This window comes from Kribbella endophytica (genome assembly GCF_054781295.1).
Genome location: NZ_BAAGUR010000001.1, coordinates 3,801,784 through 3,814,489 on the forward strand (window position 1 = coordinate 3,801,784; position 12,706 = coordinate 3,814,489).

Annotated in this window: 11 protein-coding genes, 2 tRNA genes and 1 pseudogene; 11 read left to right on the forward strand and 3 right to left on the reverse strand. The window is 68.8% G+C overall.

What is annotated here, in order from left to right; genetic code table 11:
* Positions 1–83 precede the first annotated feature (83 nt).
* The 4 genes and pseudogenes from ACYVIO_RS18200 to ACYVIO_RS18215 all read left to right on the forward strand — a co-directional run.
* A pseudogene (locus ACYVIO_RS18200) lies at positions 84–173 on the forward strand (hypothetical protein); the annotation flags it as partial.
* Positions 174–368: 195 nt separating this feature from the next.
* Positions 369–785: a nuclear transport factor 2 family protein gene (locus tag ACYVIO_RS18205; protein ID WP_460651966.1), complete on the forward strand. Its 417-nt coding sequence runs from the start codon at positions 369–371 to the stop codon at positions 783–785.
* 62 nt (positions 786–847) lie between these two features.
* Complete coding sequence (locus ACYVIO_RS18210; RefSeq protein WP_460651967.1) at positions 848–1,189, forward strand: hypothetical protein; 342 nt, start codon at positions 848–850, stop codon at positions 1,187–1,189.
* 59 nt (positions 1,190–1,248) lie between these two features.
* Positions 1,249–1,677: an NUDIX domain-containing protein gene (locus ACYVIO_RS18215; protein ID WP_460651968.1), complete on the forward strand. Its 429-nt coding sequence runs from the start codon at positions 1,249–1,251 to the stop codon at positions 1,675–1,677.
* A gap of 56 nt (positions 1,678–1,733) precedes the next feature.
* On the opposite strand, the gene ACYVIO_RS18220 is transcribed toward ACYVIO_RS18215, so the two are convergent.
* Positions 1,734–1,804 (reverse strand) — tRNA-Gly (locus ACYVIO_RS18220).
* Between the two features lie 158 nt (positions 1,805–1,962).
* On the opposite strand from ACYVIO_RS18220, the gene ACYVIO_RS18225 reads away from it, so the two are divergent.
* Together ACYVIO_RS18225 and tig are read left to right on the forward strand one after the other, a co-directional pair.
* A tRNA-Pro gene (locus tag ACYVIO_RS18225) sits at positions 1,963–2,035 on the forward strand.
* 75 nt (positions 2,036–2,110) lie between these two features.
* Complete coding sequence (gene tig, locus ACYVIO_RS18230) at positions 2,111–3,517, forward strand: trigger factor (RefSeq protein WP_460651969.1); 1,407 nt, start codon at positions 2,111–2,113, stop codon at positions 3,515–3,517.
* Positions 3,518–3,571: 54 nt separating this feature from the next.
* On the opposite strand, the gene ACYVIO_RS18235 is transcribed toward tig, so the two are convergent.
* Positions 3,572–4,036, reverse strand: a complete 465-nt coding sequence (locus ACYVIO_RS18235) for a GNAT family N-acetyltransferase (protein WP_460651970.1) — start codon at positions 4,034–4,036, stop codon at positions 3,572–3,574.
* 119 nt (positions 4,037–4,155) lie between these two features.
* Here ACYVIO_RS18235 and ACYVIO_RS18240 point away from each other — a divergent pair, with 119 nt between their 5' ends.
* The 5 genes from ACYVIO_RS18240 to ACYVIO_RS18260 all read left to right on the forward strand — a co-directional run bounded on the left by ACYVIO_RS18240 (position 4,156) and on the right by ACYVIO_RS18260 (position 10,556).
* Complete coding sequence (locus ACYVIO_RS18240) at positions 4,156–4,779, forward strand: ATP-dependent Clp protease proteolytic subunit (protein ID WP_425841139.1); 624 nt, start codon at positions 4,156–4,158, stop codon at positions 4,777–4,779.
* A 33-nt stretch (positions 4,780–4,812) separates the two neighbouring features.
* The gene (locus ACYVIO_RS18245; protein ID WP_184793430.1) at positions 4,813–5,424 is read left to right on the forward strand and encodes an ATP-dependent Clp protease proteolytic subunit; all 612 of its coding nucleotides are present in this window, start codon (positions 4,813–4,815) and stop codon (positions 5,422–5,424) included.
* 258 nt (positions 5,425–5,682) lie between these two features.
* On the forward strand, positions 5,683–6,978 hold the full coding sequence (gene clpX / locus ACYVIO_RS18250; protein ID WP_460651971.1) for an ATP-dependent Clp protease ATP-binding subunit ClpX: 1,296 nt from the start codon (positions 5,683–5,685) through the stop codon (positions 6,976–6,978).
* 138 nt (positions 6,979–7,116) lie between these two features.
* A complete protein-coding gene (locus ACYVIO_RS18255) occupies positions 7,117–8,727 on the forward strand; it encodes an alpha/beta hydrolase (RefSeq protein ID WP_460651972.1) in 1,611 nt (536 codons plus the stop codon).
* Positions 8,728–8,831: 104 nt separating this feature from the next.
* Positions 8,832–10,556, forward strand: coding sequence for an alpha/beta hydrolase (locus ACYVIO_RS18260; RefSeq protein WP_460651973.1), 1,725 nt, complete (start codon positions 8,832–8,834; stop codon positions 10,554–10,556).
* A gap of 68 nt (positions 10,557–10,624) precedes the next feature.
* Here the strand turns inward: ACYVIO_RS18260 and ACYVIO_RS18265 are convergent, their stop codons facing one another.
* Entirely contained in the window at positions 10,625–11,125 is a 501-nt protein-coding gene (locus ACYVIO_RS18265; protein ID WP_460651974.1) for a hypothetical protein, read from the reverse strand.
* Positions 11,126–12,706: the final 1,581 nt, after the last annotated feature.

Genomic DNA, 12,706 nt, shown 5'->3' on the forward strand with positions numbered 1-12,706 from the left:
GCGTACGCCTCCTTCGTCCCCGACGAGCTCACCCCACCGCCTGGCGCACCCGCTGGCTCCCCGGTCTTCAACGCGACGGCCTCCTCGTGGGCGTCAACTGGACCGGCCCACGCGCGACTGGCTACGACCTGACCCCGGACGAGGTATTCGCCCGTCTGGCAGCCGCAGGGTGACGAGTGCTGCGAGCCCTGCCGAGCAGCTCGGTGTTGACGCGATCTGGCGGCAGCACGGCGGGCTGTCCTGGTGCAGAAAGACCTAAGCGCTTGCCGACGCTCAGGGTCCCGGACTTCGTCCTGCGACCACCAGGCACGTTCGGCGTTACCTGCGAGGTAATCGACGATCCGCTAGTGCTCGGGCAGATTGGGACTATGACGATCTCGACCGAGGATGCCACTCGTGCTGCTGCCCAGAAGTTCCTCGAGTTGCGTCTTGCCGGTGACACCGAAGGGCTGACGGCGCTCTTCGCTGAGGACGTCGACTGGATGCTCGCCGACAACCCTGGGGTCCCGTGGATCAGGCCTCGCTCCACCGCTGCCGAGTGCGCTGCCCAGTCCCCCGAGCTGACCGAGCACACCGTGCCCGAGGACGCCCGTGCGTCGATCGACGCCTTACTTGTCGACGGCACCGACGCCGTCGTGACAGGCCATCTGTCCGGGACCGTCCGAGCCACGGGGAAGTCCTTCGCAGGCCCGTTCGCCCTCCGGCTGACCGTCGAGAACGGCCGGATCACCCGCCACCACCTGTACGAGAACAGCCTGTCGATTGCCGAAGCTTGCACTCCATGAATCCAGTCGGCCGAGCATCAAACCCGATCGCCCTCAGCCTTCTCGAATGCCACGATTGCCGCATGGACCCGAGGCCGCTGACAACCCGTGAGCGCGACGTACTGGCAGCGCTTCTCGCAGCCGACTTCCCCAGCGCTGCCCACCTCCGCAAGCAGGCCGCCGAGGTGCTCGTCGTCGGCGTGTGTGGCTGCGGTTGCCCGTCCATCGACTTCAACGCCGGCGGCGGCCTAGGGATGACCGTCCGCGTGAACGCCGGAGTGGCCGACTCGTACGACGGCCTGTTCCTCTACACCTTCCAGTACGCCGACCACGAGCTCCTCGGCGGCATCGAATGGGTCAGCGGAACCGACACCGATCCAGCCGAACTCCCGCACCCCTCCGCCCTGACCATCGAACCCGCCTGACCCGACATGGAGGCGGACGAAACGCATCGAGGAATCTCTCGCGAGAGCACGGAGCACCGGTGAACCCCACCCGGCACTTCGGTGTCTATGCGGTCTGGCGGCAGGAGGGGCGCGTCGTTCTGGTGCGGAAGACTCGCGGCCCGTACGACGGACTGCTGGATCTACCTGGTGGTTCCCCTGAGTCGGGGGAGACCGAGCTGGAAACGCTCGAGCGGGAGCTGCGTGAGGAGTGCGGAGTCGAACTGACCCGCGTGCTCGACAGCGTCGCGTTCGAGTTCCACGTGGGCCGCGACTCCTCCGGTCGGGCCGTCGACTTCACCCACACCGGTGTCATCTCGCGGGTGGAAGTGGCGGGCCCCGTCGTCCAGGACCTCGTCGCCGAGGACGTCCGCGGGGTCGTTCTCGTGGATGCGGACGACCCGCGCGACCAGGACGCGTTCTCACCGCTCGTCGTCGAAGCGCTCCGGCTCTTTCCCGAGCGCGCGTGAGCGTCGTACCGGCCATGCGAAAAGGCCCAGGTCAACCGACCTGGGCCTTTCCTTTGAGCGGGTGACGAGAATCGAACTCGCGTAGTCAGTTTGGAAGACTGGGGCTCTACCATTGAGCTACACCCGCGTGCACCCGGTCTCCCGGGTACGGACGTCATGATTTCACATCCGGGGGCGAGGCTCAAAACGGGTTGTCGGGAGCGGGTTGAACGACCCCGTTAGGCTCCAGAACAGGGGTGGGGGCGCGAGCATGCCTCCGCGTCCACTAGACTCGTTCGGTCACTGCGGGGCGTAGCGTAGTGGCTAGCGCGCCTGCTTTGGGAGCAGGAGACCGCAGGTTCGAGTCCTGTCGCCCCGACAAACCCCTGCAGCACCAGCGGTACGGCCTGTCCGGGCGTGCTGTGATCGTCATCGACCAAGGAGAACCGCCACCGTGAAGAGCACCGTCGAGTCCTTGAGCCCGACCAAGGTCAAGCTCATCGTCGAGGTGCCGTTCGAGGAGCTCAAGCCGAGCCTCGACGCGGCGTACAGGAGCATTGGCAGCCAGATCGTCGTCCCGGGCTTCCGCAAGGGCAAGATCCCGCCGCAGGTGATCGACCAGCGCGTGGGCCGCGGTCCGGTCCTCGAAGAGGCGATCAACGACGCGCTGCCGAAGCTGTACTCGCAGGCCGTCCAGGACAACCAGGTCAAGGCGATCGGTCGTCCCGAGGTCGACGTGACCGAGTTCAACGACAAGGAGAGCCTGCAGTTCTCCGCCGAGGTCGAGGTCCGTCCGGAGATCGAGCTGCCGGAGCTGACCGGTCTCGAGGCCTCCGTCGAGGACATCGCGATCTCCGACGAGGAGATCGACGAGCAGATCGAGTCGCTGCGTCAGCGGTTCGGTTCGCTGAACCCGGTCGAGCGCGCGGTCGCCGACAACGACTACATCACCCTCGACCTGTCGGCCACCAAGGACGGCGAGAAGATCGAGGAGGCGCAGGCCACCGGCCTGTCGTACCAGGTCGGTAGCGGTCAGCTGCTCGACGGCCTGGACGACGCGGTGCTCGGCCTGAGCGCCGGCGAGTCCAAGAGCTTCGTCACCCAGCTGGTCGGCGGCGCGCTCAAGGGCGAGGACGTCGACGTCGCCGTGACCGTCACCGCGGTCAAGGAGCAGGAGCTGCCGGAGTTCGACGACGACTTCGCCCAGACCGCGTCGGAGTTCGACACGGCCGACGAGCTGAAGGCCGACGTCCGGACCCGTCTGGAGAAGGGCAAGCGCCTCGAGCAGGCCGGCGACGCGCGCGACGCCGTACTCGAGAAGATCCTGACCCTCGTCGAGGTGCCGGTGCCGGACGGTCTGCTGACCGACGAGGTCGCCGCCCGCCGCGAGAACCTGGACCAGCAGCTCGGCTACTCCGGGATGACCTTCGAGCAGTTCCTCGAGGGCGAGGAGCAGACGTCGGAGGAGTTCGACGAGGACCTGAAGAAGCGCTCCGAGGACGCCATCAAGGCGCAGTTCGTCCTGGACCTGGTCGCCGAGCAGCAGGAGCTGAGCGTCAACGACCAGGAGCTGACCGAGCACATCGTCCGGCACGCGCAGCGTTCCGGCGTCAGCCCGGACCAGTTCGCCCAGCACGCCGTCGAGAACAACCTGGTCCCGAGCCTGGTGTCCGAGGTCGTCCGCGGCAAGGCGCTGGCCTACCTGGTCGAGAACGCCAAGGTCACCGACGCCTCCGGCAACGAGGTCGAGCTGAAGACGCTGCTCCCGGACGGCTCGTACGCCGACCCGGAGGCCGCTGAGGCTGACGTCACCGAGGCCGCCGCCGAGGAGACCCCGGCCGAGGAGCCTGCCAAGGCCTGAGTACGCCGCTGAGAACGCCCCGGATCCCGCTGAGGGTCCGGGGCGTTCTCGCGTTTAGAGGTCCAGCCGGTACTCCAGCATCAGCGGTTGCGGCGCGTACGCCGAGCGCTTGCTGCTCCCGGTCTCGAACCAGCCGTGCTTGGCGTAGAAGCGCCGAGCCCGATGGTTCTCCTCGAACACGTGCAGGTGTGCGCCCGGCCAGTCACCCCGCAGCGTGCCGATCACCGCGTCGTGCAGCTCCGACGCCAGCCCGGAGCCCCAGCTCGACACCGCGGTCCCGAAGTGCAGCAGTTCGTCGTACCGCGTCGCCGCGAACCCAGCCAGCCGGCCGTCCACGACCGCGACCCAGGCCTGGATCGCCGGATCCGCGATCTCCACAGCCCAGCGATCCCTGATCGACTCCCGCGGAAACGGGTACTCGGCCTGCGGAAAGACGGCCCCCAGCCCAAGGACCGCGCCCTCCTCTTGAACCACGAGCAGCTCGTCCAGATCGGATGCATCCATCGCTCGTAGCAGCATCCGCCCATGCTCTCCCAGCCCCAGGGGCACCATTCGCTCAGAGCAGACACGGTGCGCCGTGAGCGAACACCTGGCCACCGGCCTTAGCTCTGTCGCCCTCGCCCAGTAATGTCGGCTTCGTGAACGAGACATTTGCAGCCAGCCCCACCGCCGCGGGCGGCACCGGATCCGGCGGACTCGACGACCACATCTACCAGCGCCTGCTGAGCAACCGGATCATCTTCTTGGGGTCCGAGGTTCGCGACGACAACGCGAACGCGATCTGCGCTCAGATGCTGCTCCTCAACGCCGAGGACCCCAACAAGGACATCTGGCTGTACATCAACTCCCCCGGTGGTTCGGTGGACTCCGGCATGGCGATCTACGACACCATGCAGTGGATCTCCAACGACGTCGCCACCGTCGGGATGGGCCTGGCGGCCTCGATGGGCCAGTTCCTGCTCTGCGCCGGCGCGAAGGACAAGCGCTTCGCCCTGCCGCACGCGCGGATCATGATGCACCAGCCCTCCGGCGGTATGGGCGGAACGGCGTCCGACATCAAGATCCAGGCGCAGCAGTCGCTGCACATCAAGGCCCAGCTGTTCAAGCTGATCGCCGAGCACACCGGTCAGCCGCTGGAGCAGGTCGAGACCGACGCCGACCGCGACCGCTGGTTCACCGCGGACCAGGCGAAGGACTACGGCTTCATCGACCACGTCGTGGCCAGCGCTGCCCAGCTCACCAGCGGCAGCCCGAACTCCTGATCTCCCACTTCGTTCGTTAGGACTGGACACAGCATGAATTACTTCATCCCGCAGTGGGAGGAGCGCACGTCGTACGGCATGCGCCGGGTCGACCCCTACACCAAGCTGTTCGAGGAGCGCACGATCTTCCTCGGCACGCCGATCACCGACGAGATCGCGAACGCCGTGATGGCGCAGCTGCTGTGCCTGGAGTCGATGGACGCCGACCGCGACATCAGCATCTACATCAACTCCCCGGGCGGCTCGTTCACGGCGCTGACCGCGATCTACGACACCATCCGCTACATCAAGTCCGACGTCCAGACGGTCTGCCTCGGGCAGGCGGCCTCGGCCGCCGCCGTGCTGCTGGCCGCCGGTACGCCGGGCAAGCGGATGGCCCTGCCGAACAGCCGGATCATCATCCACCAGCCGGCCACCGAGGGCACCTACGGGCAGTCCAGCGACATCGAGATCCAGGCGAACGAGATCCTGCGCCTGCGCTCGCTGCTGGAGAAGATGCTCGCCGACGCCAGCGGCAAGGACATCGAGGAGGTGTCCCGCGACATCGAGCGGGACAAGTTCCTCACCGCCGCGCAGGCGGTGGAGTACGGCCTGATCGACTCCGTCCTGGAGTCGCGCAAGGCCCCGGTGCCGGTCGGCGCCTGATCAACCCTCGGCCCGCTGCCGATCCCGGTGCACCGCACGGGGATCGCGGCGGGCCTGCGGGTTCCGCCCGGCCGACGGCCGGAGGGACCCTAGAATCCGCCGGACGTCCCGTCAAGGGCCTCCCGTTCGCCACAGGCGTACTCGCGACGCTGTGGACAGGGCGGCGTAAGGGCCCGGGGCGGGGTACCGTCGGATCAAGGTCCGAGACGGCAACATCGCTCGGCCGGCCTCAGCTAGTGAGAGAAGGGATCTGTCCCGGTGGCACGCATAGGTGACGGCGGCGACCTGCTCAAGTGCTCGTTCTGCGGGAAGAGCCAGAAGCAGGTCAAGAAGCTCATCGCCGGTCCCGGCGTCTACATCTGCGACGAATGCATTGATCTCTGCAACGAGATCATCGAGGAGGAGCTGAACGAAGGCTCCGAGGTCGGTCTGACGGAGCTGCCCAAGCCCCGTGAGATCTACGACTTCCTCAACGCGTACGTCGTCGGACAGGACGTGGCGAAGAAGGCGCTCGCGGTAGCGGTGTACAACCACTACAAGCGGGTCCGTGACGGTCAGGGCGCCTCGAGCGCCGGCCGGCACGCCAAGGACGAGGCGGTCGAACTGGCCAAGTCCAACATCCTCCTGATCGGCCCGACCGGCTGCGGCAAGACCTACCTCGCGCAGACGCTCGCCCGGATGCTGAACGTCCCGTTCGCGATCGCGGACGCGACGGCGCTCACCGAGGCCGGGTACGTCGGCGAAGACGTCGAGAACATCCTGCTGAAGCTGATCCAGGCGGCCGACTACGACGTCAAGAAGGCCGAGACCGGGATCATCTACATCGACGAGGTCGACAAGATCGCTCGCAAGAGCGAGAACCCGTCGATCACGCGCGACGTCTCCGGTGAGGGCGTCCAGCAGGCGCTGCTGAAGATCCTGGAAGGCACCACCGCGAGTGTGCCGCCGCAGGGCGGACGCAAGCACCCGCACCAGGAGTTCATCCAGATCGACACCACCAACGTGCTGTTCATCGTCGGTGGGGCGTTCGCCGGCCTGGAGCACATGGTCGAGGCGCGGGTCGGCAAGAAGACCCTCGGCTTCAGCATGAGCAACGAGGTCGAGGCGCCGCGCGAAGCCGGTGGCTACGCCGACGTGATGCCCGAGGACCTGCTGAAGTTCGGCCTGATCCCCGAGTTCATCGGCCGGCTCCCGGTGATCACCACCGTGTCGCCGCTGGACCGCGACGCGCTGATCAAGATCCTGTCCGAGCCGAAGAACGCGCTGGTCAAGCAGTACCGGCGGCTGTTCGAGATCGACAACGTCGAGCTGGAGTTCAGCGAGGACGCGGTCGAGGCGATCGCCGACCAGGCCCTGCTGCGCGGTACTGGCGCTCGTGGTCTGCGCGCGATCATGGAAGAGGTCCTGCTCAACGTGATGTACGAGGTGCCGAGCCGCGAGGACGTCGCCAAGGTCGTCGTCACCGGCGAGGTCGTCCTGGAGAACGTCAACCCGACGCTGATCCCGCGCGACCAGATCGAGCGCAAGCGCGAGCGTCGCGAGAAGACCGCCTGAGTTTCTGTACTTCGGTGAGGAAGCCGGCCATCCGCTGACAGGCGGAGGGCCGGCTTCCTTCCGTTGGGGGACGCGTTCGGACGATGTCGGTTCCTAGCGTGGGCGGAGAACCGACCGTCGACCTGCTGGGGAGCTCCGATGCGCGCGACCGTGCGAAAACGCCCGACTGTCCGAAGCCTCGCCGCCGTCGCGGCGGCGACGGCGCTCGCCGTACCGGCGGGGGCGACGGCGCTTGCCGTACCAGCGGGGGCCGCCGTGGGGCCGAGTGCCGCAGGTGCTGCCCGCGCGGAGGCCGCCCGCCCCGGCGTACCGGCGATTGCGTGGGGGAGCTGTGGGGCCGATCCCGCGCTGGTGAAGTTCCAGTGTGCTTCGGTCGAGGTGCCGACGGACTACGACCGGCCGCGGGGCGCGACGACGACGATCGCGTTGACGCGGCTGCCCGCGTCCGGGGAGCGGATCGGATCGCTGTTCACGAACCCGGGCGGGCCTGGTGGGCCTGGGGTTTCGTTCGTGCAGCGGAACGCGCTGTCGACGTACTCGGCGGAGGTGCGCGCGAAGTTCGACATCATCGGGTTCGATCCGCGCGGGGTCGGGCAGTCGGATCCGGTGACGTGCTTCCCGACGGCGGCTGAGGAGAACGCCGCGGCGGCGGACGTGATCGCGTTCCCGATGAACCGTGCCGAGGTCCGGCAGCTGACGGCGGTCAACGCAAAGATCGGGCGCAGCTGCACGAAGACCTCGCCGGAGCGGTTCGCGCACTACTCGACGGCGAACGTTGCCCGCGACATGGATCTGCTCCGGCAGGCGGTCGGCGACGCGAAGCTGAACTACATCGGCTACTCGTACGGCTCGTACCTCGGGGCGACGTACGCGAAGCTGTTCCCCGACAACATCCGCGCGCTCGCGATCGACGGCGCATGGAACCCGTCGTCGTACTCAGGTTCGGTGCTGAACGACGCTCCGCTCGGCGTTCGGCTCGGACAGGCCAAGGGGGCCGCGGAGGTCTTCGCGCAGTTCAAGGCCGAGTGCCGTGCCGCTGGACCTGCGCAGTGTGCGCTGGCGAAGCTCGGTGATCCTGGCGTCGCCGCCGAGCGGGTGCTCGAGCGGTTGAAGACGAAGCCGGGCGAGCTGACGCTGCCGGACGGGACCAAGGTGACGATCACCTACCCGATGATGGTCGGCATCATCTTCAGCGGGCTGTACGAGCCGGCCGGTTGGCCTGACCTCGCGGCGATGCTGGCTCAGCTCGGTGGTGGTCAGAGAACGAGTGCATCCACCGCGAAACTCCTTGCGGACAAGGAAGAGTACGCCTCGATCGGCAGCAGCCTGCAGCCGTGCGTCGAGGCGCAGCAGACCGGGCGGCCGTTCGCGTACGAGGCGATGGCTGATGCCGCCGACAAGAAGTACCCGCACTTCGGCCGGCTGCGGACGTGGGTCAGTCAGACCTGCGAGTTCATTCCGATCCGGGACGCCGACGCCTTCCGCGGTCCGTGGACCAAGCTGAGGACGGACGCGCCGGTGCTGGTCATCGGGACCCGGCACGACCCGGCGACGCCGTACGAGGGCACACGCCCGTACGCCGACCTCTACCGCGACGCGCACCTGCTGACGATCAACGGTTGGGGCCACACCACGATCGGCAAGAGCGCGTGCGCCGACGCGGCGATCACGCAGTACCTGGTGAAGTTGCAGCGGCCGGCCGATGGCGCGACCTGTGTGCAGAACCGACGGCCGTTCGACATCCGCTAGGTGGATGCGGGTCTAAGCCTTTGGGGGGACGCGTGCGGACGGCTCCGTTGCCTAGCGTCGTGGCACGGGTGCCGCTCGCACCCGTCCACGAGTGAGGGAGAACCGTGCGAAGAACCACGAGGACCACTCTGACCCTGGCCGTCGTCGCCGCTGTGGCCGTGCCGGCGGCGCTCGCGCCCGCCGTTGCGGCACCCGCCTTCACTGGGGCTCCTGCCTCGGCCGGTGCGTCGGCGGTGGCGTCGGGCTCGGGAGCCGATGCGGAGCTCGTACGGCGTGAGGCGGCGAAGGCCGCGCGCGTCGCCGTACCGAAGATCGCGTGGAAGAGCTGCGGCACCGATCCGGCGCTGGCCAAGTTCCAGTGCGCGTCGGTCGAGGTGCCGACCGACTACGACCAGCCGCGCGGTGCGACGACCACGATCGCGTTGACCCGGCTCCCCGCGTCCGGCCAGAAGGTCGGGACGCTGTTCACCAACCCGGGTGGACCTGGCGGACCCGGCATCGGCTTCGTGCAGCAGGCGGCCGAGATCGCTTACACGCCGGAGGTCCGGGCGAAGTTCGACATCCTCGGCTTCGACCCGCGCGGGGTCGGCCAGTCCGACCCGGTCACCTGCTTCCCGACGGCCGCCGAGGAGAACGCCGCGTTCACCGGCATCGAGCCGTTCCCTGTTGGTGCTGCTCAGACCAAGGCCTACACGCGGGTGATGCTGCGCGCAGCTGTCGGCTGCCTGACCACGTCGCCGGACCGGCTGACGCATTACTCGACCGCGAACGTTGCCCGTGACATGGATCTGCTGCGGCGCGCGGTCGGCGACAGCAAGCTGAGCTACGCGGGGTACTCGTACGGGACGTACCTCGGCGCGACGTACGCCAAGCTCTTCCCGGGCAACGTGCGCGCGCTGGTACTCGACGGGACGCTCTCGCCTGAGTGGTACACCGGTTCCGATGGTGACCGGCGGCCGCTCGGCGTACGACTTCGGCAGGGTGAGGGATCAGCGGACACGTACAAGCAGTTCCTTGCCGAGTGCAAGAAGGCAGGTGCCGAGCGGTGCGCGCTGGCGGCATTGGGTGATCCGGCAACGGTTGCGGAGAAGCTGCTGCAGCGGCTGAAGACGGACCCGGCCGAGGTGCCGCTGCCGGACGGTACGACGATGACCGTCAGCTACCAGACCGCTCTGTTCCTGATCTTCCAGAACCTGTACTCGCCGGTGGTCTGGACGGACCTGGCTGCGACGCTGGCCGAGCTCGCCGCGCCTGCTCCTGCTGCTCGCTCTGCTGCGGCCGCATCCGTTGCTGGGGAGGTACTTGGTGAGTGGAACCGGCGGCAGGAGGAGTACAGCGGCCTCGGCGCCGGCCTCCAGCCGTGCATCGAGGCGCACCAGTCCGGGCGTCCGCTCGCATACTCGCAGTTCGCTGCCGACGCGAACCGTCGTGCCCCGCACTTCGGCGCCCTGCGCGCCTGGGTCGGCCTGGCCTGCGAGTTCATGCCGGTCCGCGACACGGACGCGTTCCTCGGCCCGTGGAACCTCTCGGTCAAGTCGCCGGTCCTGGTCTTCGGCACGCGCCACGACCCGGCGACGCCGTACCAGGCCACGCGGCCGTACGCCGACCTGTACCCGGACGCGCGGATGGTCACCGTCGAGGGCTACGGCCACGGGACGATCGGGATCAGCGCGTGCGCTGACCAGAAGATCACCGACTACCTGGTGCGCTTGAAGGCACCGGCGGACAACTCGACCTGCACGCAGGACTACAAGCCGTTCACTCCGCTCGCGAAGTCGCGCACAGGCGCTGCTGATGCGGCGCTGCAATTGGCGGCGTTCGGCTCTTAGCCCTCGCCTAGTGGAAAGCCGCCGGCCCCCAACTTGCGCGGGGACCGGCGGCTTTCTCGTTGTTTTCTTTACTTCATGGACGTGAAGGCTTCGTCGGACACCGGGCCGACGTCGTCGACACTCGCACCGTCGTTCGCTGCCTGCACGATCACGGTCAACGTGTTCGAGCCGCGGTAGCACTGCGTCGGCAACGTGTCGGTCGACGCGACGCACGTCGAAGCCCCGACCTGCTTCACCTGATCCGGCTTCGCGCCCGAGTCGCTGATCGTCTTGTCGATGTCCACTTTCCCGCGCAACGCGATCACGACGTACATCCGCTCGCCGTCCAGATCGCCGTACGCCTCGACGGTCGCCTGCTTCCCGTCGTTGATCCGGCTCAACGCCTCCCGCGTCTGATCCAGCTTCAACTGATCCCGCAGTTCCGGATCGGTAATCCGATCCAGCCCCGCCAGGGCGGTCGGGGGCGTGATGCCGCGCGCAGTGTTCAGTCGACTCATCGGGCCGAGCCCGCCGATGTACCCGAACAAGGCGAGTATCAGCAGGACGACCACGACCCCGCCAACAGTCACCCAGGGATTCCGCCGCCAAGACCGCTTAGGCCTGCCGCCAGGAGGCGTTTTCCCACCCCCCGGCCGCGGGTCAGGCCCACTGTCAACAACCTTCCCACCGGAGGCCGCGCCCGGACGAGCGTCAGCCTTCCCTGCGGAGGTCGCGCCCGGACCAGCAGCAGCCTTCGCTGCACCCGCCTTGCCGGTCGCCGCGCCTGCCCCGCCGGTCGTCGCCGCAGACTCCCGGCCCGCAGCCCTCGCCGCAGGCGCACCGTCAGCAGCCTTCGCGCTACCTGCGCCAGCAGCACCTGCCGCGGTACCTGCGCCTGCAGCACCTGCCGCGCTGCCTGCGCCAGCTACACCTGCCGCGCTGCCTGCGCCAGCTACACCTGCCGCGCTGCCTGCGCCAGCTACACCTGCCGCGCTACCCGCGCCAGCTACACCTGCCGCGCTACCCGCGCCAGCTACACCTGCCGCGCTACCTGCGCCAGCAGAACCTGCCGAGCCTCCTGCAGCACTGCCTGGACCGGTCGGGCCCGCTGTCCTGCCCGCGCCAGTGCCAGCCGCCGTACCAGCTGCACCTGCTGCGCTGCTCACACCAGTGCCAGTCGCCGTACTGGCTGCGCCCGCTGCACTGCGCGCGCCTGCCGCGGCGCCTGTGCCTGAAGCGCCAGCTGGGATGCCCGTACTGCCCGCGCCTGCCGTGCCGCCTGTACCAGCGGCACCCGCAGCGCTGCCAGAGCCGGCCGCGCCCGCTCCAACCCCGCCCGCCGCGCGGTCTGACCGAGCTGGCGTACCAGCGGCACCTACCGCGCTGCTCGTACCGCCTGCTCCAACCCCGCCCGCCGCGCGGTCTGATCGAGCTGGCGTACCAGCGGCTCCTGCCGCGGTGCTCGCAGCGCCGGCGCTTGCCGCGCTGCCCGTACCAGTGCCTGTCGCGCTGTCTGTACCGGCGGCGCCCGTCGTGCTGCTCGTACTAGGCGCGCCCGATCCAATGCCCGCGCCAGTGGTGCCTGCAGGGGTGCCCTTGCCGCCCGTGCCTGCCGCGCTGCCTCTATCAGCGGAGCCCGCCGCCGTGCCTGCACCAGCAGAGCTGGCCGCCGTGCCTGCACCAGCAGAGCTGGCCGCGGTGCCTGTGCCGGCGGACCTGGCCGCGGTGCCTACACCGGCGGAGCCGGCTGCCGTGCCTGCACCAGCCGTGCCTGCGGCGCCCGCGCCGGCTGCGCTACCCGTGCCGGCTGCGCTACCCGTGCGGGCCGCGCCTGTCGCGCTGTCTGTGCCAGCCGTGCGTCCGCCTGTGTCAGGCGTCGCAGCACTCGCCGTGGCGCTCGCGCCAGCCGTAGCTGCACCGGGTGCGCCCGGCTTCGCGCCTCCGTCGGCCGGAGGCGTTGCGCCGGGTCCACCGGCGAGCGTCGTGCCTGTGGAGTCCGTCGGCCCGGGGGAGGGTCGCGTCGTACGAGCATCCTGGGCGGAGGTCCTAGGAGCCGGTGCTGCCACGGGTGGTCGCCGTACGGCATCTGATGAGCCCGTAGGCGGCGTCGCCGCAGGTCCACCCGCAAGCGTCGTGCCGGCCGAACCAGCTGTCCCCGGCGTGCCCGGCGA

Bases quoted from the DNA above. Each gene is read 5' to 3' on its own strand.
- ACYVIO_RS18205 (WP_460651966.1), top strand. From the start codon at position 369: ATGACGATCTCGACCGAGGATGCCACTCGTGCTGCTGCCCAGAAGTTC.
- ACYVIO_RS18210 (WP_460651967.1), top strand. From the start codon at position 848: ATGGACCCGAGGCCGCTGACAACCCGTGAGCGCGACGTACTGGCAGCG.
- ACYVIO_RS18235 (WP_460651970.1), bottom strand. From the start codon at position 4,036: ATGCTGCTACGAGCGATGGATGCATCCGATCTGGACGAGCTGCTCGTG.
- ACYVIO_RS18245 (WP_184793430.1), top strand. From the start codon at position 4,813: ATGAATTACTTCATCCCGCAGTGGGAGGAGCGCACGTCGTACGGCATG.
- ACYVIO_RS18255 (WP_460651972.1), top strand. From the start codon at position 7,117: ATGCGCGCGACCGTGCGAAAACGCCCGACTGTCCGAAGCCTCGCCGCC.